Origin of the sequence: Streptomyces sp. NBC_01017 (assembly GCF_045162795.1) — a bacterium.
Lineage (GTDB): Bacteria > Actinomycetota > Actinomycetes > Streptomycetales > Streptomycetaceae > Streptomyces > Streptomyces machairae.
In genome coordinates, this window is sequence record NZ_CP108683.1 from 105,477 (window position 1) to 127,438 (window position 21,962).

At 67.4% G+C, this 21,962-nt stretch carries 22 protein-coding genes and 4 pseudogenes; 10 read left to right on the forward strand and 16 right to left on the reverse strand.

The annotated features are described in order from the left end of the window. The first annotated feature begins 9 nt into the window (after positions 1-9). The 4 genes from OG331_RS00515 (at position 10) to OG331_RS00530 (ending at position 2,569) form a co-directional block, all read left to right on the forward strand. The gene (locus OG331_RS00515) at positions 10-870 is read left to right on the forward strand and encodes a hypothetical protein (RefSeq protein ID WP_406190466.1); all 861 of its coding nucleotides are present in this window, start codon (positions 10-12) and stop codon (positions 868-870) included. Between the two features lie 463 nt (positions 871-1,333). Next, on the forward strand, positions 1,334-1,840 hold the full coding sequence (locus tag OG331_RS00520; protein WP_406190468.1) for a helix-turn-helix domain-containing protein: 507 nt from the start codon (positions 1,334-1,336) through the stop codon (positions 1,838-1,840). Positions 1,841-1,877: 37 nt separating this feature from the next. Then, positions 1,878-2,186, forward strand: a complete 309-nt coding sequence (locus OG331_RS00525) for a DUF1778 domain-containing protein (RefSeq protein WP_406190471.1) — start codon at positions 1,878-1,880, stop codon at positions 2,184-2,186. Beyond that, positions 2,183-2,569 (forward strand): fic family toxin-antitoxin system, toxin component, encoded by a 387-nt coding sequence (locus OG331_RS00530; RefSeq protein WP_406190474.1) that lies wholly within the window; start codon positions 2,183-2,185, stop codon positions 2,567-2,569. The genes OG331_RS00525 and OG331_RS00530 overlap by 4 nt, the downstream gene beginning before the upstream one ends. A gap of 304 nt (positions 2,570-2,873) precedes the next feature. Here OG331_RS00530 and OG331_RS00535 read toward each other — a convergent pair whose 3' ends face one another. The 4 genes from OG331_RS00535 to OG331_RS00550 all read right to left on the reverse strand — a co-directional run bounded on the left by OG331_RS00535 (position 2,874) and on the right by OG331_RS00550 (position 6,503). Beyond that, positions 2,874-4,151, reverse strand: coding sequence for an IS701 family transposase (locus tag OG331_RS00535; protein ID WP_406190343.1), 1,278 nt, complete (start codon positions 4,149-4,151; stop codon positions 2,874-2,876). A 63-nt stretch (positions 4,152-4,214) separates the two neighbouring features. Further along, the gene (locus tag OG331_RS00540) at positions 4,215-5,348 is read right to left on the reverse strand and encodes an IS630 family transposase (RefSeq protein ID WP_406190477.1); all 1,134 of its coding nucleotides are present in this window, start codon (positions 5,346-5,348) and stop codon (positions 4,215-4,217) included. A 106-nt stretch (positions 5,349-5,454) separates the two neighbouring features. Then, positions 5,455-6,141 carry an IS630 family transposase gene (locus tag OG331_RS00545; protein ID WP_406209545.1) on the reverse strand — a complete coding sequence of 229 codons (687 nt, stop codon included), beginning with the start codon at positions 6,139-6,141 and terminating at the stop codon, positions 5,455-5,457. Continuing rightward, a complete protein-coding gene (locus OG331_RS00550) occupies positions 6,126-6,503 on the reverse strand; it encodes a helix-turn-helix domain-containing protein (protein WP_406190481.1) in 378 nt (125 codons plus the stop codon). The genes OG331_RS00545 and OG331_RS00550 overlap by 16 nt, the downstream gene beginning before the upstream one ends. 139 nt (positions 6,504-6,642) lie before the next feature. Here OG331_RS00550 and OG331_RS00555 point away from each other — a divergent pair, with 139 nt between their 5' ends. Then, a complete protein-coding gene (locus OG331_RS00555) occupies positions 6,643-6,855 on the forward strand; it encodes a transposase (protein WP_406190483.1) in 213 nt (70 codons plus the stop codon). An 821-nt stretch (positions 6,856-7,676) separates the two neighbouring features. Here the strand turns inward: OG331_RS00555 and OG331_RS00560 are convergent. From OG331_RS00560 to OG331_RS00575, 4 genes and pseudogenes are all read right to left on the reverse strand, one after another. Next, positions 7,677-8,159 (reverse strand): GNAT family N-acetyltransferase, encoded by a 483-nt coding sequence (locus OG331_RS00560; RefSeq protein ID WP_406190485.1) that lies wholly within the window; start codon positions 8,157-8,159, stop codon positions 7,677-7,679. 239 nt (positions 8,160-8,398) lie between these two features. Next, on the reverse strand, positions 8,399-8,605 hold the full coding sequence (locus OG331_RS00565; protein WP_406190487.1) for a three-helix bundle dimerization domain-containing protein: 207 nt from the start codon (positions 8,603-8,605) through the stop codon (positions 8,399-8,401). A gap of 23 nt (positions 8,606-8,628) precedes the next feature. Then, positions 8,629-9,018 (reverse strand): luciferase family protein, encoded by a 390-nt coding sequence (locus tag OG331_RS00570; RefSeq protein WP_406190490.1) that lies wholly within the window; start codon positions 9,016-9,018, stop codon positions 8,629-8,631. A gap of 259 nt (positions 9,019-9,277) precedes the next feature. Beyond that, a pseudogene (locus tag OG331_RS00575) lies at positions 9,278-10,155 on the reverse strand (transposase family protein); the annotation flags it as partial. A gap of 457 nt (positions 10,156-10,612) precedes the next feature. Here OG331_RS00575 and OG331_RS00580 point away from each other — a divergent pair. Next, positions 10,613-12,007 carry a hypothetical protein gene (locus tag OG331_RS00580; protein WP_406190492.1) on the forward strand — a complete coding sequence of 465 codons (1,395 nt, stop codon included), beginning with the start codon at positions 10,613-10,615 and terminating at the stop codon, positions 12,005-12,007. A 54-nt stretch (positions 12,008-12,061) separates the two neighbouring features. Here the strand turns inward: OG331_RS00580 and OG331_RS00585 are convergent, their stop codons facing one another. The 3 genes and pseudogenes from OG331_RS00585 to OG331_RS00595 all read right to left on the reverse strand — a co-directional run bounded on the left by OG331_RS00585 (position 12,062) and on the right by OG331_RS00595 (position 14,203). Further along, on the reverse strand, positions 12,062-12,664 hold the full coding sequence (locus OG331_RS00585) for a transposase (RefSeq protein ID WP_406190495.1): 603 nt from the start codon (positions 12,662-12,664) through the stop codon (positions 12,062-12,064). Next, positions 12,589-13,131, reverse strand: a complete 543-nt coding sequence (locus tag OG331_RS00590) for a winged helix-turn-helix domain-containing protein (RefSeq protein WP_406190498.1) — start codon at positions 13,129-13,131, stop codon at positions 12,589-12,591. The genes OG331_RS00585 and OG331_RS00590 overlap by 76 nt, the downstream gene beginning before the upstream one ends. Before the next feature lie 262 nt (positions 13,132-13,393). Next, positions 13,394-14,203: pseudogene (locus OG331_RS00595) on the reverse strand (IS5 family transposase). A 685-nt stretch (positions 14,204-14,888) separates the two neighbouring features. Between OG331_RS00595 and OG331_RS00600 the strand changes: the two are divergent. From OG331_RS00600 to OG331_RS00610, 3 genes and pseudogenes are all read left to right on the forward strand, one after another. Then, positions 14,889-16,109: a PxKF domain-containing protein gene (locus OG331_RS00600; protein WP_406190500.1), complete on the forward strand. Its 1,221-nt coding sequence runs from the start codon at positions 14,889-14,891 to the stop codon at positions 16,107-16,109. Between the two features lie 52 nt (positions 16,110-16,161). Next, positions 16,162-16,443 (forward strand): hypothetical protein, encoded by a 282-nt coding sequence (locus tag OG331_RS00605; RefSeq protein WP_406190503.1) that lies wholly within the window; start codon positions 16,162-16,164, stop codon positions 16,441-16,443. 128 nt (positions 16,444-16,571) lie between these two features. Then, positions 16,572-16,991 (forward strand): annotated as a pseudogene (locus tag OG331_RS00610) (ETEC_3214 domain-containing protein); the annotation flags it as partial. Positions 16,992-17,048: 57 nt separating this feature from the next. Here the strand turns inward: OG331_RS00610 and tpg are convergent. The 3 genes and pseudogenes from tpg to OG331_RS00625 form a co-directional block, all read right to left on the reverse strand. Next, positions 17,049-17,606, reverse strand: coding sequence for a telomere-protecting terminal protein Tpg (tpg, locus tag OG331_RS00615; protein WP_406190505.1), 558 nt, complete (start codon positions 17,604-17,606; stop codon positions 17,049-17,051). 10 nt (positions 17,607-17,616) lie between these two features. Then, positions 17,617-19,518 (reverse strand): annotated as a pseudogene (tap, locus tag OG331_RS00620) (telomere-associated protein Tap); the annotation flags it as partial. Position 19,519: 1 nt separating this feature from the next. Then, complete coding sequence (locus OG331_RS00625; protein ID WP_406190508.1) at positions 19,520-20,353, reverse strand: hypothetical protein; 834 nt, start codon at positions 20,351-20,353, stop codon at positions 19,520-19,522. On the opposite strand from OG331_RS00625, the gene OG331_RS00630 reads away from it, so the two are divergent. Beyond that, complete coding sequence (locus OG331_RS00630; protein ID WP_406190510.1) at positions 20,321-20,764, forward strand: transposase; 444 nt, start codon at positions 20,321-20,323, stop codon at positions 20,762-20,764. The genes OG331_RS00625 and OG331_RS00630 overlap by 33 nt on opposite strands. Before the next feature lie 452 nt (positions 20,765-21,216). Here OG331_RS00630 and OG331_RS00635 read toward each other — a convergent pair whose 3' ends face one another. Continuing rightward, positions 21,217-21,588, reverse strand: a complete 372-nt coding sequence (locus OG331_RS00635; protein ID WP_384189808.1) for a toxin Doc — start codon at positions 21,586-21,588, stop codon at positions 21,217-21,219. 1 nt (position 21,589) lies between these two features. Next, positions 21,590-21,850 (reverse strand): ribbon-helix-helix protein, CopG family, encoded by a 261-nt coding sequence (locus OG331_RS00640; RefSeq protein WP_406190512.1) that lies wholly within the window; start codon positions 21,848-21,850, stop codon positions 21,590-21,592. Between the last annotated feature and the right edge of the window lie 112 nt (positions 21,851-21,962).

Below are 21,962 nucleotides of genomic sequence, written 5' to 3' on the forward strand. Positions count from 1 at the left end.
ATCTGCCGCATGACCGATGCTCCGGTGCCCGCCGAAGCCACCTTCACCGCCGCCGACCTCACGGAAGCGGACGTCGACGCCCTCACGGCATTCCTCACCGCGCGGGTGCGTGAACTCGGCGATGGCCAGGGCGCGGCCGGGGTCCTCGCCGGGCGTGCCCTGCAGTCAGCGGTCGGCGTCCAACTCGACGAGCTGCGCCTGCCCTTCCGCTACGACGACGCAGGGCCCGAGCGGCTGAAGGAGAAGGCGGACGCCTGGAACCACGTGATCTTCACCGTGTGGGCGTGGCAGGGCACCGAGGGCTACGACGAGGATCGCTGGCGCCTCGTCTGCCACTCCCCCGCCGAGGACGACGCCCCCGTCACCCAGGTGCTCAACAGTCCCGGCTACGCCGAGTGGAAGAAGCGCGCCGGAGAGCGGGGCGACGCGCTGCGTGAGGAGTTCCTGCGCCGCGAGCTCCGCCGCCCCACCGAGGCCGACGCGGCCCCACTGGCCTGGCGGGCCGAGAAGGTGGCCGTGTACGCCAGCGTGCTGGCCAACAACGACCTGCCACGCGACGGCATCTACGCGAACGTCTGGCGCGGCACCGCCGCCGACGCGTGCTCCGTACTCGCCGCGGGAGAGTCGATGCGCCGCGAGATCCTGGCCGGCCGCGGCCGCCACATCCACGAAGCGATCACGCTCGGCTCCACCTGGGCCCAGGTCGCCGAAGCCCTCGGACGCACCCCACCCGAGGTGCGGGCCGAACTGCGCTACTACGCCGACGAATACCCCGGCCTGTACCACGGGGCCGATGTACGCGTGCCCGTCGCCGAACTCCTCGAACTCGGCGACCACCAGCCCCTGCCGGCCGGGCGAGGCGAGCAGTGACGGCTCTCGCCGTGTGCACCGAATCATCGACGAAGCAGGTGAACGCGGGTGTTGCGGTGAAGTGCGCGCGGCATGCCGGTCAGCGGCCAGGGTTGCCCGGAGCGAGCACGGCGGCTTCCCTGCGCTCAGAGGCGTGTCCCCCTGTCCGCCCCTGACGTTGCGTACATGGGGGTCTGGTTGACCGGCGGCCCCACGGCCGGTGTGGAGCATGAAGGGGCGGCAAGTATGTGAGTTTGAGTTCTTTGCGCGAATTGCTCCTGCAGATCTAGGAGACTGCCGCCGCGGATGCTGCCAGGCTGACCACGGCGCAGCTCCGTGTCCAAACGCTGGAGAGAGAGTTGGAGGCGGCCCGGCGCGAGGAAAGGACCGCACGCCTCAATGCGGAAACCTTTGGCAATCTGCAGGCCTTCGTCGAGGAGACCCTCGCGGAGGCCATCGAGCGCCGCCCGTCCTCTGTGAGCACGTGCCCCTCGATCAGCACGATCCGCAGGGGCATCCCCTCCCCCTCGATTGCCTGCCGGGCGGCGCGGAGACCTCGTGCCCGGCGCCACCGGGGGTGCACCTGGCCCACGAGGACACCGGCTTCGCGCCTGTTCCTGCACCGCAGTCGGACAAAGCCGTCTCGGACGACGGTCCCGGCACAGCGCCGGCCTGCTCGCAGAATGCGGCCGACACGTCGCGCTGCCCCACCAGTGCGCCCAACCTCAACGCGGTGCGCGCCGAACTGGTGCAACACAGGACGGTGCGCGGCTGGTCCCTGGACACTCTCGCCAAGCTCAGCGGCGTGTCCCGCCGTAGCCTGGTGGACCTTGAACACGGCCGGTCCGCCGGAAGCCTCAGCACCTGGCCCGCGCTGGCCCACGCCTTCCAGGTCCCCGTGGGGCACCTCCTGGGCGGGATGTGCAACGGTCACGTGGCTCCTGCGCGGGTCGCGGAAGCTACCCCACCGCGTGAGCGGGCCGCGTCCTGAGCCTTCCTGGAGACGCGCAGGTGGTACCGCTGGTACCATGGATACCATGCCGGATCCCAAAGCGATGAACCTGCGCTTTCCCGACCCTGACCAGCGGGCCGCAATCGCGGCAGCGGCCCGGCAGGCAGGGATGAGCATGCAGGAGTACATCCTCTCCGCCGCCTACGACCGGGCCACCGCCGTGGAGCGGAAGTTCCTGGACGGCTTCAAGGTGTCCATGGCCCGTAGCGGCGCGGCTTTCGCGGCCGAGCCCGGCAGCCTGGACCCCAGTGCCGAGCAGCGGGCGGCCGAGCAGGAAGCCCAGCAGGACCTCGAGCAGCACCAGGAGCGAGGCCACGCCGCGTGACCCAACCGGAACCGATTCACCCGCTCGACGTCACCTTCCTGCTGCACGCCGCCGAGCTGCTCAACGGCGATCCGCAGGTCGACGACCTCGGACCGCTGTACGCCGCTGTCGCCCGGGTCAATGCCAGGGCGATGGATCGCGACATCTACGGATCCCGGTATCTCAAGGCCGCGGCGCTGCTGCAGACCCTGGCGAAACTGCCGTGCCTGGAGCACTCCAACGAGGCTTTCGCCTGGCACGCGACCGAGGCCTACCTGATCCTCAACGCGCGCGAACTCGACTACCCGCCCAAGGCTGCGGTCGCGCTCGTGCGGGATGCGGCCTCCGGAGCGCTCGGCGTCGCCCGGATCGCCCGCCAGCTGCGCGAATGGACCGTCGCCTGATCCCGCCGTGCCGTACTGGGTGTCGCCGCGGCCGCCGACGCCCAGGCTGCATCAGCCACCGACCGGTTTGCTCGTGCAGCGCGGTGCTCCACTGAGGCGGTGATCAACCGCCCCTCGCTGCCGGTCAGCGCAGTCATGAGGAGTCCGGAGGCCGGACGGGGCAGAACTGCTTCCTGCCATTGGCTTAGCACGCACGGTTTCCTAGTAGGACTCCGTTAGGTTGCTCTGGCTCTGGGGTTTTGGCTGGTGGTGGATGTTCTGGGCAGGGGGCGGTGGCAGGTGGTGCAGGTGCCGGTCCAGCAGTTCAGCAGGTCCTGGATGGCGTCGAGGGTCTGGTAGAGGGTGAGTTGGCTGTATCGGCTTTTGGGGCCAGTCGCTGTTCGGTGAGGAACGCGTGGGCGGCGGTGACCAGGGTGACGTGGTGATGCCAGCCGTTCCAGGAACGTCCCTCGAAGTGGTCCAGGCCGAGGCCGTGCTTGAGTTCCCGGTAGTCGTGCTCGATGCGCCAGCGGATCTTCGCCAGGCGGACCAGTTCGGCGATTGGGGTGTCTGCGGGCAGGTTGGACAGCCAGTAGCCGGTGGGTGCTTCGGCGCCGTCGGGCCATTCGGCCAGCAGTGTGACCTCAGGCAGGACGCCGTCCCAGTGGCCGTGTGAGGCGAGGGCGGCGGCCTGGGCGAGGCGTTTGGATTTGATCCCGGCGGGCCGCACCTGCAGGGACAGGAAGTGTGAGCGCAGCGGTCCGCGGGATCCTTCCCGCCAGGTCACCTCGGTGAAGGCCTGCCGTCCGTGGCCGGCCACCAGCGCGGCCACCGGAGTCGGCCTGTCGCGGTAGCGGGGCTGCGGCTTGCGGCCGTTGCCGGACCAGGTGGGGGCCATGGGCATCGCATCATGCGGGTGGACGGTCACATCCGAGCGGATCGCCACCACGTAGTCGATGCTGCGATGTTCCAGGCCGTCGCGGAAGTCGGCGTTCTGTCCGTAGCCGGCGTCGGCCACCAAAACCGGAGGCACCAGACCCCATCCGGCCAGCTCATCGATGGTGTCCAGGGCCAGACGCCACTTCTCCCGGTGCCCGATCTCGTCGGGCATCCCGGTCTTGCGCCGGCGAACCGGATCGTGCGCCCACTCCTCAGGCACGAACAGGCGCCATTGCAGCGGACAGGACGCCGTGTCGGAGACCGCGTGCACACTCACTGCGACCTGGCAGTTGGCCTGCTTGCCCAGCGCCCCGCAGTACTGGTGGGCGACCGCCACCGACATCTTCCCGTCCTTGGGAAACGACACGTCATCGACCGCCCACGCGTCCGGACCGACCAGCGGCACCATCCGCTGCGCAATCCGCCGCCGCACCGGCAGCGGATCCCACGTCGACTGGTTCACGAACTGCTGCAGATTCTGCTCGTTGCCGTCCGGCAGCCGCTGCGCCATGGCCTGGATGGACTTGCGGCGACCGTCCACCATCAGTCCCCGCAGATAGCAGTCGCTCTTGGCCCGCTGGTCCTTGCGCGGCACCGAGGCGAACACATCAGCCACGAATAACGCCAACTTCGCCCGAGCCCGGTTCACTTCATGTGTATCCACACCTTCAGCGTTCCCCCAAACAGGACCGACAGGCAGACATAACGGAGTCCTACTAGTGCCGTATCAGGCAACGTTCGCCCTGTTGACTACCTTGCGCAGGCGTTCGTCGGCGGCGTGCTTGTTCCGCCAGATGATGTAGCGGCGGATCATGCTGCCCTGCTCCTTGTGGCTGGCATGGTCGGTGCCGTCGAGTGCGAAGTAGCGCAGGGCGGTGAACTGGGCCTCGATGCGGTTGAGCCAGGAGCTGTTGGTCGGGGTGTAGGCGAATTCGACGTTGTTGGCCGTGGCCCAGTCGCCGACGCGGGTGTCCTTCTTGGTGGTCAGGTGCGGGGAGAAGTTGTCGAGCACGATCGCGATCCGGGTCTCGGCCGGGTAGAGGCTGCGCAGGTAGCGGCAGAACTCCAGGAACCTCGTCCGGTTCTTCTTCGGCTTGATGTGGCCGTAGAGCCTGTCCCGGGCCAGGTCATAGGCGGCGAAGAGGTGGCGGACGCCGTGCGGGCGGGTGTAGGTGGCCCGTCGGCGGGGGCGGGGTTCCCGGTCGGGGTCCTTGTGCTTCCCGCCGCGCTCGGTCCACTGCCGGCCGGGGTGAGGCTGGAGGTTGAGCGGGCCGAACTCGTCAAGGCAGAAGACGACTTCTGGTTCGCCATCGTCGGGTATGACCTCGCCGTCGGCGATGGCGTAGAGGTGCTCGACGCGCGCTTTCTTGGCGGCGTAGTCGGGGTCGCGGGAGGTCTTCCAGGTCTTTATGCGTTGAAACGAGACGCCCTCCTCACGGAGCAGAACCCGAAGGCCCTCGTGGCTGATGTCGTCGACCACCCCCTCGGCGACCAGGAAGTCGGCCAGCTTGGCCAGGCTCCAGGTCGAAAACGGCAGGCCGTGCTCGGCGGGCTTGGACTTGGCGGTCTTCTTGATCTCCCGGCGTTCGGGGAGAGTGAAGGTCTTGGGCCGACCGCCCTTGTACTTCGGGTAGAGCGAGTCGAAGCCGTCGGTGTTGAAGTTGTGGATCACGTCCCGGACTCGGTCCGCGCTGGTGAATGTCACCTCGGCGATCTTCACCACGGGCATGCCCTGCGCGGACAGCAGCACCATCTGGGCCCGCCGCCAGGTCACCACCGACCCCGTGCCTCTACGGATGATCCGCAGCAGGCGCTGCCCCTCGTCGTCATCGATCTCACGGACGCGTACTCGTTCTGCCACCCAGACAGCTTGGCCGACACCGCGCCGTCCGGACCAGCATCCGAACGGCGCGTCACATCACCACAGGGCAAAGGTTCTCTGATGCGGCACTAGTAGACTGTCGTGGCTAATTCTTGGGATAAAGGTGGCGCAGTTTGATGCGTGCGTCATGGGTGGTGAACTGCCAGTCCACTTGGCGTTGGTGGGTGTTGGTGGCGTTCTGCCAGGCCGAGAGTTCGGTGTTGAGTGTGTCGAGGTCGCCGATCCGGCGGTCGAGGCATTGCCGGGTCAGCGCGGAGAGTTCGATCTCGGCGATGTTGAGCCAGGAGCCGTGTTTGGGTGTGTGGTGGATCTCGAGGCGTTGAGCCAGGGCGAAGGCTTCCTCCGGTTCGAATGCCTCGTACAGGGAGGCGATGGTGTGGGTGTTGAGGTTGTCCATCACCAGGACCACGGTTTCGGCGTCGGGGTAGTCCACGGTCAGTAGCTGTTTGACCTGGCCGGCCCAGTCGATCCGGGTCCGCCGGGTCAGTGCCTGAACTCGACGCCATCCGCGTAAGGGTTCGGTCCATACGAAGACGGAGCAGGTGCCGCAGCGGATGTACTCGCTGTCCTGGCACGCGTCGCGGCCGGGCCGGGCGGGGATTGGGCCGCGGACGTGGTCGAGGAGCTGGTAGGGCTTTTCGTCCATGCACACCACCGGACGTGCCGGGTCGTAGGGTCGGGCATAGACGGCGAGGACGTCTTCCATCCGGGCTGCGAACTGTGCGTTCGCTCGTGGTGGGATGGTCCAGCACTTCTTCAGGTGAGGGCGCAGTTCCGTTTTTTTAGGATCCGGCCGATGGTGGAGTGGTCCAGATCGGGGATGTCCTCAACCAGTGCGACGTGCTTCTCCAGTAGTCGCAGCGACCACCGCGCATAGCCTGAGGGCGGCTGGGAGCATGCCATCGCGATCAGCCGGGCTTCGACCTCGCCGGTCACCGGCGAGGGCACCGGCGGCAGGTCGCGTTTCTTCCGTGCGACCGTGGCGCGGACATCGCCACCGGTCTCGGCGAAACGCTTGGCGACCAGCCGCAACGTCTCACCACAGACGCCGAGCCGGGTCGCGATCGCCTCTTTGGAGTCCACCTCACCCACCGAGGTGTCCAGCGCGAGCAGCACCCGCGCACGCATGATCATCGAAGCTCCGCGAACACCCGTCGTGGTCACCCGGACCAATTCCTCACGGTCCTGCGTGGTCAGCCTGACCGGTGGGATGCCCCGAAGTTTCCGGACAGGCGTCCAATAGGATCGTCTGAACTGGAAACGAGGAATCGAAGTGGCACCACCGAGCAAGTACACGCCTGAGTTCCGTGAGGAAGCCGTCCGGATCGCGCTGGCTTCCAGCAAGACCGTAACCGAGGTCGGCCGTGAACTCGGTATGAACCCCGAAACCCTCCGGGGCTGGGTGAAGAAGCATAAGGAACGGAATGAACCTCCTGCCGGTACTATCCCCGCGCACATACGGCTTCGATCCCATGGATCCCGGTAGCCGGGCCCAGATGACGCCGCGATCACTCGACGGCAGCGCGCCAACCCGGTGGCGACACTGTCGTCGCCCGGCCGGTGCCGGCCAAGGACGGCGCGGGAAGCCGCGGGCGCAAGAGCCCACCTGCTTCGGTGCCGGACCCCTCTCCGCGTATGCCACGCGGGCAAGCCCGCAAATGGTTCACCAGCGGTTTGGCAGGCGACGGGGCGGCACAGGCATCAGTGCTGTGCCGCCCCGTTACTCGCCCCTGCTCCACCATTCGCATGTGTTCCCCCCGCAGGGGCGCACCACGCACTCTCTCTCACCTGATCTGACGCGTGACCTGGACGGCCCGGGTTTCGTTCAGATGTCATCGCGCTGGCCATCCGTCCCCGGCGGAAGCGCGAACCCCCGTGAGGGCCCGGTCCCGCCAGCGCCCGGCCCCCGGGCCCTCACCACCCTCTTTCGAGAGTCCCTGCGCTTGAGCTGGTTCCGGGCTGGCTACTCGCGCGGTGCGGGGTTCGGAATCAAGCCCCCGTGGGCGTCCCTCCGGGCTGCGGGCCGCTCCGAGCCTTCGAAGACCGCTGTAACGCCACGGCACAGCCGTTCCAGTGGAGGTTTACCACCTCCGACCTGGACGGTCTGCTGGCCAGACTCGACCAGCACACCGCTGGCCGACACGAAGAATCCTCCGCCGCACCCGCCCGCTGATCAACCCCCGAAGGACTTACGACGCAGACCACTTAGCCACCCGTGCGCCCAGCATCGCGGGGTGCCGTCACCGTCACACCGTCGACCAGTGAGGGAAAGGACGGCGGCAGGGGGTGGGTACTTCAGAGTGCTGGTCACTGACCGGGGGGCGCCGTGCCCGGACTGGTGAGTAGTTGCGGGAGGTCGATGCCGAAGAGGCCTGTGCCCGAAACTGGCTGGAATCCGTGCGCAGTAAAGAACGCAAGCCGTCCGCCCGAGTCCTCGCGTCGATCGTGCCAGAGCACCATGAAGCGACGACCGGCGCTGTATTCGTCGTGCGCGAAATGGCGAAGGAGGTCGCCTGCGATGCCCCGCCTGCGCATGGCAGGGTGGGTGAGGACGTAGTTGACCTGCGCCCATGGGGTCGGGAAGCCGGGCACCTCGGCGTCCGCCTCATAGCGCGCCGTGCCCTCAAGCCATCCCACGACACGTCCCTTGACCAGAGCCACGTACTGCGTGAACACCTGAAGGCTGTTCTGCTGAAGTTCCTTGGCAAGCTGGGTCCAGTTTTCGGCGAGCAACAGCTCGTGAAGCTCCGCGCGGTGTGCGTCCGCCATGCGGACCACGTTGATCGACATGGCGGCAGGCTAAGACGCCTTCACCCGGGACACGCGCTCACAGCGCCCTCCCCGTATGCACCGTGACGAGATTCGACTACTACAGACGCGAGGGCCCGTGCCCCCGCCGAGGCGAAGGCCCTCTCCGGATGTGTCCTCGGCGTCTGCCCCGGAACCCGGCTCGCCCGGTTCCTTCGCCCTGCGTCATAGCCGGAATCCGTGACGCCTGGCGCGTCTCTGCGGAACCAGGGTTCACGACGCTACCCGCCCAAGCCATTCAAAATGGCACGCGCCCTGCGCTCGACCAACACAGGAACGAACTCACGCACCGGCCGACCCGCGAAATAGGCATGCTCCTTCGCTACTGCCTCTTCGACTTCGGCCGGACTGCATGACGCACTGAAGGCGTCCTTCAAACGCTTCGCTACATGACGGATTGCGTCGTCCTCACGCGCCTGGTCAGCCATACTGCCACCCACCTGGAAGAGGCTCAGCACCCACTGCGATGATCATGCGCGAGCAACACCTGCTCGTTGCAATCGGCTCGCTGCAACTCACCCGGCGCCGGCCAAGCCTGGTGAGCCTGCAGGGCGAGACTAACCAGCGTCATCAGCACATCGCGATCCCCGGCAGCATCCAGCCGCACCGTCACCCACGCCGATGCCGACACCACCCGGACGGCCGCAGATTCGCTGAGGTGTTCTTCGAACCGCCGGATCACCCCCACCGTCAGGTGCAGGTCAGCCTCCCGTCCGGAATGAAAATGGACGATCTCCCGGTGGGCTGAGCCAAGCCCCCGCCCGATGCCGCAACTCGGCTCCACCTCAGCAAGATCGGGCCAACTCACCAGTTGAGCAAACGCCTGCGCGGCCAACGTCATACGTTCATAATCACCAGCACACGCCACATCCACCAGAAGTTACGGCATCCGTAACCGCCACACCCCGCCGAACGTCCGGATGCAGACCTGCCAGTAGCCGAGAAGCAACCACCGCAGACAGCGGGATACCGCGCGCGGCCAAGGCGTCGTCGACGGCCCTCACGTAAAGCCAGTGCGGCAAGCCTTCAGGCTGGCCGGACCATCCTGGCGGGTCAAGCAGCATCGGCTTCGCCTCCAATGACAGGAGCGGGACGGGGCACGAGGCGCGCCGGAAGACGGCGGCGAGGCCGACGATGCGGGGGCCGAACTTGTCCCGGACGCGGTCGATGGCTGCTTCGGCGGACAGCCGCGCCTAGGTCCTCACCCTTGAGGGCCAGCCCGGTCAGGCGGCCGCGCTGCAGGGCGGCGGCGTCCATCAGCTGGTAGGCGGTCAGGCGCAGGTCGTCGTCGTGCGCGGACGGCTCGGCAAGGCGACGCGTCTTCTCCCAGCGGCCGCCGCCAGCGAACGTGAGCGTGATGGTGAGCGCGCGGGCCGCCTGGTCGCGGCGGCGCAGCAGCAGTCCGAGGCGGACCACCATCTCGAGCAGGGCGGCGCGGGCGGCGGCGCCGTCCAGAGTGTGTCGGGGGAAGGCGTGGCGGACGGTCGCGGCCGCGGGCAGGGTGCGCGGGACGACGGGGCGCGGGTCGATGCCGCGGGCCCGGTCGGCCGCGGTGCGGCCGGCGCGGCCGCCCAGCAGGCGCTGCACCGTGGCGGGTGGCACAGCGGCGAGCAGGCCGACGCTGTGGATGCCGTAGTCGCGCAGCGTGCTGGCTTGGCCGAGCACCGCCCCGGACCCGTGGGCGAGGGCAGCGACCAGGTGCGGGGCCGCGGAGTCGCCGCCGCGTGAGCCCCGGACCGTCTTGCCGTCGATGGCGATCACCCTGCGGCCCGCGACAAGTACGGTCCTGGCCAGGGCCCAGGCGCCCAGCATCGCATCGAGACGGTCCGCGTCGAGGCGGGGCGAACAGGCGCCGCAGCGTTGATTCGTCCACCCCGCCCCGCTCAAGCCCCAGCCGTTCCAGCGCGGCACCACCGGCGTCCCGGGCCCACTCCCCGATCGCGGTGAACCCCCGCGCTCCGGCCACCACCGCGCACACCGCGCGATCTGCGCGCCCACCGGATGCCGCACCCCACGCCGACGACGCGGATCAGGTACCCCGGCGAGCAGCTGGACGAGGAGCTCATGATCCGGGACGGGCATGCGAACAGGCGCAGGAATGAGAGACGATGACATGGCGCGGGCGTGATCCCCTGGTCGGACGTGAAGGCGTAGGAACCTCCATCCAACCGGACCGGACCACGCCCGCGCACCTCTTCCACCCGCAAAACGCCACGTCACAGGGCTACAGAATGACTTTGCCGGGGCCCTGGGCGACTCCCGCTGACACGGCCAACGACACAGTCACGGCGTCACGGCAGTCGCCAATCGCGCCCGGGGCGCCCGTTCGTGGTCCACTAACCACATCGATGCCCGCCCATAAGGGAATCTCGCACGCACACACTCTATCTAAGATCAGACACCAAGCAATCACATAGGATCAATAAGGAGAAGATATGCCACCATTTAAGGGTCACGCCCGCATGCCATTCAATTTGGGGGCATACGAACAGCCAGGAAAGTACAGGAATCCGGTAAGTAATTATGCCTTGCCGCAAGATCTGCCGGAGCATCTCATGGGCCATTATAAGGCGTACGTGAAATCGCTCAACCATACAACGGAAGAGGAGCAACGATACAGGTCTCGGATCTATTTCAACTACCAAGATAACTTTCAGAAGGAAATGGACAAACTGGCAGGGGATCCGCACGGACTGGGAATCCTTGCAGCCATGGAGCCCGAAATTGCTAGATCGATTTCCGCACTGGATAAATCATCGCCGGGGGCGCGTGATTGGGGAGACCTGAAAACGGCCTTCCGAGACCTGAAAGAGAAGTATATCAGGGCTCTGACGGTTTTCCGAGACGATGAGGAAATCCGTCGAAGCCGAGCCTTCGGCGACTATTCCAACAAGGCGCTGAAAGTGGAGAGGATGTTGGATAAGCGGGAGTCCGATAACGAAAAAAGGGAAAGGGAGGCAAGTGAGAGGGAAAAGAAAGCAGAACGGGACAAGGGGCAGAAAAGGCAACGGGCCGAGGCCGAAGCGGCAGCCACTGAACGCCGTACGCGGGAGGCGGCGCAGCGGACCTTCGAGCGGGCCAAGAGCGAAATCAAGCGATGGGCCATGAACCAAGATATCCGTTCCAACCAGGAAAGAGACTGGACTCGAAAAAAGAACGAGTACGTACAAGCGCGATCAGACGCAATCGAAAAGGGCATTGTCATAAACGATGCCGAAATCGCACAGGCCATAGGCTGGCAAGACCAGAATATGTCGTATCTTATTTACAGCAGAAAGATCTCTTCCCGGTTTTCCGAACAAGCTCGGATTGCTAATCCTCGCGCCGGTGACCTAGAAATTCTGAAAGGCCTTCTGGCCGAGTACGAAGGGTATTATGAATACCTTACTCTTGATGCTCGAGGGCGGAGGGAGGGGGATCTCGAAGCTATGCGGAGCACTGTCAAAGAGCTGAGCGGCAAGATAGGCGCTGGGACGCAAGCCGCAACTAGCTTCCAGGCAAGCCAGTATGTAGACCCCGTCGAAAAGTATTGCGAGGAAGTGCTTCGGTCAATTATCGGGTCCTTTGGCAACGAGAAATATGAGGACGACCCCCTCGAAATCGCCGTGGAGCTCAACGGTAAAAAGTACTGCTTCCCTCCTCGAGGAGTAACCAACAGTACCCCTGTTAGTAAGTACATTTGGTGTGGTGCCGCGGGCAAACTATGGCTCGCTGTGTCAGATGAGCAAAATGCAAAAGTGTGGCTGAAAGGACTTACATTGGAATCCGGTGGCCGAGTCGTTGTCGATCCTGCAGAGACTGCTGTAGCGCCTGATTCCGTTGAAATCTGAGAACCCTCTCGCTGTCCGGTACTCAGCTTGAACTCGTAGACGCCGGCTGGTGGATCACGGTGGTTCGATCACCAGGCCGGTCTCGGTGAGGCAGCCGTTGATCAGGTCGGGCCGGTACTGGATCTTCTTGAGCTTGCGCTTGACGATGCGGACGAGGCCGCCCAGGTCGGCGGCGACGAAGTTGGCGATGGAGCGTTTCAGGAGTGACCAGACGCCCTCGGTGGGGTTCAGCTCGGGTGCATACGCGGGCATCTGGACCACACGCAGCCACTCCTGGTGTTCGTCGGCGAACTCCTTCATCTGTGCACACAGGTGCACGTTCAGGTTGTCCCAGCACCACACGAGCGGCGCGTGCAGCTGCTGGTGAACGGCGAGGATCAGTTCGCGGTACTCGTGCCAGGCGAAGCTCTTGGGCTCGCCCTTGCGCCCGTGACAGACGTGCAGCCGGTAGAAGAAGTGCGGGCGCTCGCCGGGGCGGAAGCAGACCGCGCCGGCCACGTTGACCCGGCCGGAACCTCTGCCACGCACCCTCACCACGGGCCGTGCCCCGCGCGGGGCCCATGTGCGGCCCTTCGGCGGCCTCAGGCCCTGCCCCGCCTCGTCCTCGAAGCAGATGTAGGCGCCCAGGTCCGCCGCACTGGTTTTACCTGCGGCCACACCTCCTGCTTCCACACCTCGATGGCCTCCTCGTCCCGCTCGACGGCCCGGCGCACCGGGACCTGGCACGACCAGCCGTGGCGCCGCATCAGCTTCCACACGCCCTGCACCGTGTAGCCCACATGGAACAGCCGCCCGATCAGCGCCTTGATCCGCTTCAGCGTCCACCGCTGGTCGTCGGCGAATCCGTGCGCCGGCGGGCCGCGCCGCAGTTCTGCTTCCAGACGCGCGAACTGCCGCGCCGACAGACGCTCCGGCGACACCGGTCCCCTGGAACGCAGGGACTGCACCCCGCCCTCGCGCCACCGCTGACGCCACAGCCGCACAGTGCGCGGCGCTACCCGTAACTCCGCCGCGACCGCACCAGAACTCTCGCCCTGCTCAAATAACTCAGCGGCCTTCAGCCGCAGTTGTTCACGTCGTTCCTGCTCGGCAGGCGTATACCCGCCCCTCTGCGCATACCGCATGAACCTGCCATACCGCAGGGATCAAGGACCGTCACGCCCTCTCGGCGTCTACGAGTTCAAGCTGAGTAGCCTATGCGGTTGCGCGCTTCTCGTCGTTCACACATCGTCAGCGAGGTGCAGGGATACGCTGATCCGGGGCTGGCCGTGTGGATGTACGCCCTCCTGATGTCCGGCAGTCGCAAGCGCACCCGAAGTGCCATCCTTTCAGTGTTTTAGCGCATCCATGGAGAACCTCGGGCCAGAAGGAGCCTTAGACCGTGTCCTACATGGTCAGTTTGAGGAGCCGTTTGTAGCAGCAGAGGGAAGATGCCAGGCCAAGAAAGGCCAGGTAGTTGCCGGGTTTCCGTTCGTAGCGGTGGTTGATTCGGCGGTAGCCGGTAAGCCAGGACGCGTTCGATGACCCACCTGCGCCGGCCGAGTCCTTCACTGGAGTCGATGCCCTTGCGTGCGATGCGGACGCCGATGCGTTTGCCCCACAGCCATCGCCGCAGGTGAGGGATGTCGTACGCCTTGTCTGCATGAAGGCGTACGGGTTTGGAGTCGGCCGCGTGGGATTCGTGTCCCATGTGGAAATGGGACAGCATCGGCTTCAGAGCGAGACTGTCGTGGGTGTTGGCCGCGGAGACCCCGACCCGTAGGGGCAGTCCGTTCGCGTCGGACAGGACATGCATCTTGGAACCGGGCTTACCCCGGTCCACGGGGCTCGGACCTGCAAGTTCGCCCCTTTTTTAGCGCGGACATGTGCTGAGTCGAGGACTGCACGGGACAGGTCGACCAGGTCCTGTTCGTCCATGAGCTGGAGAACCTTCTGATGCAGCCGGCCCCAGACCCCGGCCCGGGACCAGATGGCGAAGCGGCGGTGCACGGTCGACTTCGACGCCCCGAAGCACGGTGGCAACGCCCGCCATGCACAGCCGCTGACCAGGACGTAGATGATCGCGGCAAACACCGCCTCATCATCGATGTTCGCGACCCCGCCGCCCTGCGGCCGAATCCGCGCCACCGGCAGCAGCGGCCTGGCCAGCTCCCACAAGCCGTCCGGAACAATCCATCCCCACCGTCCACTCCCCACACCCAGCACAACCGCCAACTGACCATGTAGGACACGGTCTTAGCGGGCAGGTCCACAGACTGCCCGACTCGCCGGAAGCTTACGGGGCCATGATCACTCGCGCCAAAGCAGCTCCCGGCCAAAGTCGCTCCACCGACCGCGTTGTCGCCTCCCGTTCTCGCAGGCACCAGCTCCCCCCTCGGACGGTCCCGAAGAGCACGGAGCCGGACTGCCCGCCATCCCTCGGGAACGTCTCCAGACAGCCGGACCAGCCGACGGCCGGCAGGCGCCGAAGTGACGAGCCGAGCCCGTGGGCGGGGCTGTGGCGGGAGAGAGCGGCCGTGCCGGGGCAGGCGATCGGGCAGAACACACGGTCCCCCGGCAGACCCTGCGAGGCCCGCAAGAGGCGCGGCACGCGTGATGTGATCGACGTCTCAATCGACGACAGAACTGGGCGTCCTCCAAGACAGCGGCGCGTCACACTTCGACGCCGCCATCACCCGGGAGCATCCCCTGTTTGGTCACTCTCCCGGAGGCCCCCATGACATGGCTCCGCACCCCCGCCCCCGCTCGTGTACAGCCCCACCCCGACGCCCCTGACCGGCCCTCACACCGAGACGGTCTGCAGCTCTCCAAAGCATCAACAGCACAAGATCCGCATGCAGGGATGGTGGGATCCCGTCCCGGCCGGGCGAGCGCGCGCCAGGTGTCCCGCCGGACCCGCCTGGTCGGATCCGTTACCGGCTCTCTCATTCTCACCGCCGGCATATGTACTGTCGGTGCCGGTACGGCATCAGCCGCAGAACCGGTCGCTGAGACTTTTGGCTACACCAGTGCCGCACAGTCTTGGACCGTCCCGGCCGGAGTCACCAGCATTCACGTCGTCGCCGACGGCGCCCAGGGCGGCCAGAACGGCGGAGTGGGCGCACGCGTCGCTTCCGACCTGGCCGTCACCCCCGGCCAGCACCTCGACATCTACGTCGGTGGTGCAGGCGGTACCCGCAACGGCGGCTTCAACGGCGGCGGACAGGGCGGAAAGAGCCTGTGGGTTCTCCCTGACTCCGGCGGCGGCGGTGGGGCCAGCGACATCCGGCCTTCAGGCGGCGACCCCTTGGCCCGGCTGATGGTCGCCGCTGGCGGCGGCGGCAGCGCGGGAGGCGTCCCCTCCCGGGCATCCGGCGGGCCGGCGGGTGCCGACGGCAGCGACGGTGCGGACGGCACCACAGTGACCGCAGGGCAGGGAGGGGAAGCCGGCACGGCCTCGGGAGGGGGCGCAGGCGGAGCCGTCGGGACCGGCGGATTCCCAGTTGGTGAGACCGGCACGGCCGGACAGCTGGCTCTTGGCGGTAGCGGCGGAAGTTGGACTGTAGGGGACGCCGGCCTAGACAATGCGGGCGGCGGAGGCGGCGGTGGCCTGTTCGGAGGCGGAGGTGGAGGCTCCGGCCGCGGCTTTGACGGTGACAGTTCCGGTGGCGGCGGCGGTGGCGGCGGTTCCAGCCTCGACCCTGACGGCGGCCCCGCACCCACCACCGCACCTGCTGGCAACGGCCAGGTGACCATCACTTACACGCCCCCCGACTCATACGACTTCACTGGCTTCTTCGCGCCCGTGGACAACCCGCCCGCGTTGAACCAGATGAACGCCGGGCGTACCGTGCCAGTGAAGTTCAGCCTGGACGGCGACAAGGGCTTGGACATCCTCGCTGCAGGCTCGCCCACGTCACGGCGGATCAACTGCGCCACCAACGCTCCTGTCGATCTGGTGGAGACCACCTCGACCAGCAACAGCGGCCTGACCTACGACAGCGCCAGCCAGCAGTACCAGTACAACTGGAAGACCGAGAAGGCCTGGTCGGGTACCTGCCGCGAGTTCACCCTCACCCTGGACGACGGCATCTCCCACACCGCAAACTTCCAATTCAAGTAAGGCACAGACACGCAACAGGCAGGTACAGGCGGCTGTGGTGCACGATGCGCGCGTGGACTTCCTGCCCAACCTCAAAATCGATACCAGGCTGAACGTATGGACTCTGACCGCAGTCCTCACCGCCCTGTACACGCTGTCCGGACTCGTGCGGGGTTGGTGGCACGCCAGCCTGGGCAAGCGTCGGCGTCTGATCAAGGCGTACCGGAAACTCGCAACCTACGTACGGCACGACTACGTCGAGGGATTGTTCGGCGAGCCCGCATGGGAGCACAAGCAGAGCGTCAAGGCGTGTAGCGCCGATGAGAGCGACGAGGCAGTCCTTTCGCGAGGTTGAGCTGACGGTGCGGGCCTGGCCGTTGGGCATGCTGAGGTACTTGGTGACCTGGTGCAACGAGGACGGCGAGGTGCTGATGCACTCCCTGACCACCCGCAGCCGGCTGTGAGGACTTCGGGCCCTGGCCAGCAGTCGGGGCACGACGGTTCAGCTACGCCGAGCAGCACTACTTCGGTAATCCGGGCGGCTATCTGCACTGGGTGGTCGGAGTCAGCGATGTGGGGTCGCCAGCCGCCGCGCCGGTCGGCTGCGATGAGTGGGAGGAGCCGCAGCTGACGGAGTACCGGGCGCAGGCCCGGATCAACTCAGTGCTCATCGTCGGCGCCACGATCGACCTCGACAGCGTCCTGCCGTACGGCATCGCACCCGACCACGACCGCGTCCGGCTCCTGGAACTACGCCATCCCTTCCGCGTCGCCCTCGCGCAACGAAGATGGGAAGCCCGGCGGTTCCTGCGGCGCTCGCGCACGCAGCCCACGGGCGCCCCTCTGCTCGGCCGGAATCGCACCGCCGGCGCAGGGTCGGAGCCCGAGTCGGGCGGGCCGTAGCCCCACCACACGGTCCGGTGGCGCGTCAATGTGGTCGACGGGCTCGCTGTTCGGGGTCTACAGCTCAAAGTCGAGGTGTTCGATGTCGGTGAAGCGGACCTCTTCCAGACTGCCGGCACGCCGGCCACCGTCCTGGAAGTACACCTCCTTGAGCGCTTCGGCAGCGATCTCCCGCAACTGCTGGTCGCTGGCACCCTGTTCCTGGGCGTCGAAAAGGCGGGCGGCGTACTGCGGCGGCAGCGCGACCGTCAGGTGGCGGAGCCGGCCCTCGTCCGTTGTACCGATCGGCGCGGTGTAGCCGATCCGGGCCCGGGTGTCGATGACGATGCCGCCGGTCCTCGCCGCCCTCTGCCGCGCCTTCGCCCGGATCTGCGGCTGCCATCGCTTCTTCACCTCGTTCTCCAGCCGGGCGGCGAGGTCCGGGCGCGGCTTCTTGATCTGGTCCTTCACGTACCGCTCGACCGTGCACTGGGACACTCGCAGCATCTGAGCGACCGTCTTGGTGCCCTTGAGCTGCTTGACCAGGTACCGCATCTGCGCACCGGCCGACTTCGGAACCGGGCGGGTGAACGCCTTCTGCACCGCGGCGTCCAGGCCGTTGCCGAACATGCTCATCGCGGTCTACCTACTCCCCGGTGTCCTGGTCGGTGACGGTGCCGTCCTTGATGTACCGGGCGAGGTTGAGCTCAGGGGCGTTGAACTGCTCGCGGACGCCCTCGCCCCACAGGACGCTCTGGGTGCCCTCCCACTTCACCAGGCCCGGGTTCACGCCGAGCTTGAAGCCGCCGGGCAGCGGTTTGCAGTCCCGGTAGGGCAGGAAGTCCAGCGGCGACGGGCCGTCGGAGGCGTAGACGGCGCAGTCCGAGAGGACCGCGACCGGGTACTGACCGGTGAAGGAGGCGTGCTTGACGATCTTGCGGTGCATGTTGATCCGGGTGCGGGAGATGACGGCGGCGCGGATGTCCGGGCGCCACGTCGGCCGGGCAAGGGCTCGCCACGGCTGGCCGGGCTTCCAGCCTTCCCCGCGCGGGCGCTCGCGCAGCTTGCCGATGCCGCCCTTCACGGTCGCCTTGATCGCGGACACCACGACCGCCAGTTCGGGGTCGCGCTGCCGGTAGCCGTCCATCGCCTTCAGGAACTCCTCTGGTGAGAGGTTGGCACCCACCCCGAGGTCGGCCATCGTTGCGATGTACGCGTCGCGCAGGCGGTTGTACCAGCCGTCCAGGTAACGCCCGTTGTCGTAGCGCACCCACGCCTCAATCGGGCGCACCTCGTAGCCGAGCTCCACCCCGCGTAGGCCACGGTCGGCGTGGCGTACCACGCCGGTCCCGTCGGGCGCTCGCCCTTCGGCGTGAACGGACTGGGCAGCAGACTGCCGTCCAGGTCCACCCACTTGTCCTTGCCGACCGTCACCCGGGACAGGTCCACATGGCTGAGGTCGACCAGCCAGGAGCCGGGCAGCTTCGGATCGAACACCGGCGCCTTGACGTGCGTCGGCGCACCGAGGCCGACGACCAGGCCGTTCGCGCCGGCGGCGAAGGCCATGTTCACGTCGATGCCCACCAGATGGGGGCGAAGGCATTCGGCGTCGGTGAGCGGGCGCGCCCAGTCGTACGCCTCCGCCACCAGGACCTCCGCCGGGGTGCGGTGGTGGAAGCGCGGCAGGTCTTTCAGCAGCGGGTGCCCGTCGGGGGCCTCGCACGGCGCGCAGTCCACCGGATCCTTCCCCAGTGAGCCGGGGTTGTGCTCGAAGTGCCGCGTGCCGTCGGCGTCCGGCTCGGAGGCGCGGGTCGGCGGGTGCAGCGCGGTCATCAGTTCCAGGCCCGTGACGGCGGTGGAGCCGCGCGGAGTCATCACCCGGGACGCATACGTGCCCAGCAGCCGGGCCAGATCCGCCGGCGGCAGCTGCCCCGTACCGGCCCAGTGCCGGGTGTCGAGCGCGTCCCACGACGGGATGCACAACTGCACGCACGCCCGCTCCGAGCCCTGCGCCGGGCGGTAGATCCTCGCCCACGGGCCCGAAGCCGCGCTTGGTCAGCTGCCAGTTGGCGCGCGTCAGCTGCTTGATGGCCTTGTGGCCCTCCGGGATCCGGCCGGCCAGACGCTCCTGCTGTGTGAGCGTGAGGGGCAGGCCGTAGTGCTCGCACGCGGCCTCGGTCAGCACGACCAGCGGGTCGGCGTCCTTGCCCGGCCCGGACAACTTCGACTGGCCGAGCCGCCCTTCGCCAAGCGTCCACTCCACCAGGGCCGCAATCGACTTCGCCGGTACGTCCAGGACCAAGCCGCCGACGCAGTACGCCAGCGCCTGACCGTCTTCGATGTCGACGACCGCGAGCGGCCCGTTCTCGAACCGCGCATCGGCACCACCGGCTGGGGTGCCAGCGGGGGCGGCCTTACGCGCGGGCGGCCGACGCGACGTCGGCCTGGTCGTTGCCGCCGGATGCGGCACAGCGGCGGGGCGCAGCGCGGTGTTCTCAGAAGCAAGCTCTGGGGTCGGGCCTGTGGGTTCGGTGCGGGCTTTGGCCGGATCAACTCCCGTTGACGCCAGGGTGTGTCGGCGCCGGTGGTGCCGTTCTTGACGCGGCCTCGGTGGCGGGTGGTGGCCAGGTCGCGGACGAGTCCGGCGACCGGTTCGGGGAGTGTGATGGGTTTGCTGCCGCACCGGATGCGGGTGCGGTCGTCGTCGTGGATGACGTGGGCGGTGGTGAGTCGGCAGATCGTCGTCGTGCGCGGACGGCTCCGGCAGGTGGCGGGTCTTCTCCCAGCTGCCGCCGCCGGGCGAACGTCAGCTTCAGGGTCAGCGCGCTGGATGCCTGGTCGCGCCGACGCAGCAGCAGTCCGAGCCGGATGACCAGGTCGAGCAGGGCGGCGCGGGCGGCGGCGCCGTCCAGGGTGTGCCGAGGGAAGGCGTGGCGGACGGTCGCGGCAGCGGGCAGGGCACGGGGGACGACAGGGCGGGGGTCGATGCCGCGGGCCCGGTCGGCGGCCGTACGTCCGGCGCGGCCGCCCAGGAGACGCTGGATGGTGGCAGGCGGGACGGTGGCGAGCAGACCGATGCAGTGGATGCCGTAGTCGACCAGTACCTCGGCCTGACGCGGTCCGATGCCGTTCAGGGCGTCGACCGGCAGGTGCGCCAACCACGCCGCGGCCTCGCCGGGATCGATGGCCAGGACTCCCCCGAGCCCAGGGACTTGAGCGGAGGCTGTGGCCGCGACCGTGATCGACGGCCCGATCCCGACCCGTACGTCGATGCCGAGGCGGGAGATCGTGCGCACCCGCAGCATCTCCCCGACCACCAGGGCCTTTCCGGGGTACCCGGCTCCGGGCAGGTGTGGTTCGTCGACGGCCTCTACCGCGACCACGCCGAAGTCGAGGACCGGGTGAAAGCAATCAAGCGGGTCGGCCTCGGCCTGCTGCCCTCCGCCTCCTGGCAACTGAACGCCGCCTGGGTCCTGGCCGCCACCATCGCCTGCGACCTGGACACCTGGACGCGACTCCTCCTCCTGCACGACCAACCCGAACTCGCAGCCGCCGAACCGGAGACGATCCGCAGGAAGCTCTACCACCTGCCCGCCCGCCTCACCTCCCACGCCCGCCGCCGCACCCTCCACCTCGACCACACATGGCCGACCTTGGCGTCCTTCTTGCTGATGTCCATGCCGGCACACCGCTCATGCAATACATCCATGTCCCTGCTCCCCTTCCCCTGCCAGACCAACGACTCCGAACAGGGCTGCCCGCTCCGGGAGGGCCAGGGCAAATCGGGAATCTGACACCCGTGCTCACAGCAACACTCCACGGTTCCCGTGGAAGGCCCTCGGCACCATGCTGACCAACGAGCTGCACAGCATCACAGAGGAGACGGTTTCGGCCGGAACAGACAGCCCCCAATCATGATCGCGGCCACCGGTTCCATACCGGCAGGGTGCACAGGAAGCACCCCAGCGCGGCAGGGACATTTACCACGCCCCCGGCGCGCACCGAAGGTGCGCTGGGTTGCTGACCAGCAGATCCTCACTACCCGTCCACCACCACACCCCACCCACCCATCGGCCACCCCCATAGAACACACCCACCATCCCGACCAACGGCGCCCATCTGCCCCCGGACACCAAAACGAGAATCACCCCGGACACCACAGCGAAGACCTCCAGCAGCAGAACGCCCTGCTGCACGGCCGACTTCTTCCCGGAGGCCCTGGTGATGGGCGAGGCCGGGCCGGTCGTCAGATGCGCCAGGAGCGGATGCGGTCGGCCGCGTCGTACCCATCGGCGCGGCCGGCGTCGATGTCCCGGGCGAGGTCGATCAGCGCGCCGTACGGCGGATCAATGGCCTCTCCCGCGGCGTCCATATACGACACGACGATCGCGGCGCCGTATAGGGCGTTGCGGGCCGGGAGCGGGCGCAGCCGGATGACGGCGTGCATGAGGGCGGCCGCGCGCCAGGCGTTGTCGACCCGGGCACCGACCTGCGGGGTATTGACGCGGTGGCGGGCGATGGCGGCCACGAGGTTGGAGAAGTCGTGGACGTCGGGGTGCTTGGGCAGCACCTCCGCCTGGCGCTCCAGCAGCCAGCGGATGTCGATGTGGAGCTCCACGTCAGGCCGCCCGCCCCGGGGCCTGGGTGGCGTCCAGGCGGGCGGGGGCGTCTTCGGGGAAGGCCGCGTCGAACGCGTCCGCGTTCTCCGCGACGTACTGGCGGAAGACGTCTGCGGCGCCTTCGAGGCGGGGGTCGCAGACAGCGTTGTGTGCGGCCTCGGTGATGAGCGCAGTGACCGAGGTTCCCTCGGCTTCAGCCCGTTCCTGCAGCTGGGCGTGGAGGTCCTCGGGAATCCGGATCGTCACTGGCTTCTTCGACATACCCCGAACGTACAGCAGGGTGTACAGCACGCGCACGGGTTCAGCCGGATCGCCCCGAAGGGGGCTGCCTCCACGCCCCGGCTGAACCACGCTGACCAGGGAGAACAACAGA

What these genes read in the sequence shown, in the direction of transcription:
- OG331_RS00565 (WP_406190487.1), bottom strand. Translation starts at nt 8,605, where the DNA reads ATGGCTGACCAGGCGCGTGAGGACGACGCAATCCGTCATGTAGCGAAG.
- OG331_RS00590 (WP_406190498.1), bottom strand. Translation starts at nt 13,131, where the DNA reads ATGCGGTATGCGCAGAGGGGCGGGTATACGCCTGCCGAGCAGGAACGA.
- OG331_RS00580 (WP_406190492.1), top strand. Translation starts at nt 10,613, where the DNA reads ATGCCACCATTTAAGGGTCACGCCCGCATGCCATTCAATTTGGGGGCA.
- OG331_RS00515 (WP_406190466.1), top strand. Translation starts at nt 10, where the DNA reads ATGACCGATGCTCCGGTGCCCGCCGAAGCCACCTTCACCGCCGCCGAC.
- OG331_RS00570 (WP_406190490.1), bottom strand. Translation starts at nt 9,018, where the DNA reads ATGACGTTGGCCGCGCAGGCGTTTGCTCAACTGGTGAGTTGGCCCGAT.
- OG331_RS00525 (WP_406190471.1), top strand. Translation starts at nt 1,878, where the DNA reads ATGGATACCATGCCGGATCCCAAAGCGATGAACCTGCGCTTTCCCGAC.
- OG331_RS00640 (WP_406190512.1), bottom strand. Translation starts at nt 21,850, where the DNA reads ATGTCGAAGAAGCCAGTGACGATCCGGATTCCCGAGGACCTCCACGCC.
- OG331_RS00550 (WP_406190481.1), bottom strand. Translation starts at nt 6,503, where the DNA reads ATGATCATGCGTGCGCGGGTGCTGCTCGCGCTGGACACCTCGGTGGGT.
- tpg (WP_406190505.1), bottom strand. Translation starts at nt 17,606, where the DNA reads ATGAGCATGTTCGGCAACGGCCTGGACGCCGCGGTGCAGAAGGCGTTC.
- OG331_RS00560 (WP_406190485.1), bottom strand. Translation starts at nt 8,159, where the DNA reads ATGTCGATCAACGTGGTCCGCATGGCGGACGCACACCGCGCGGAGCTT.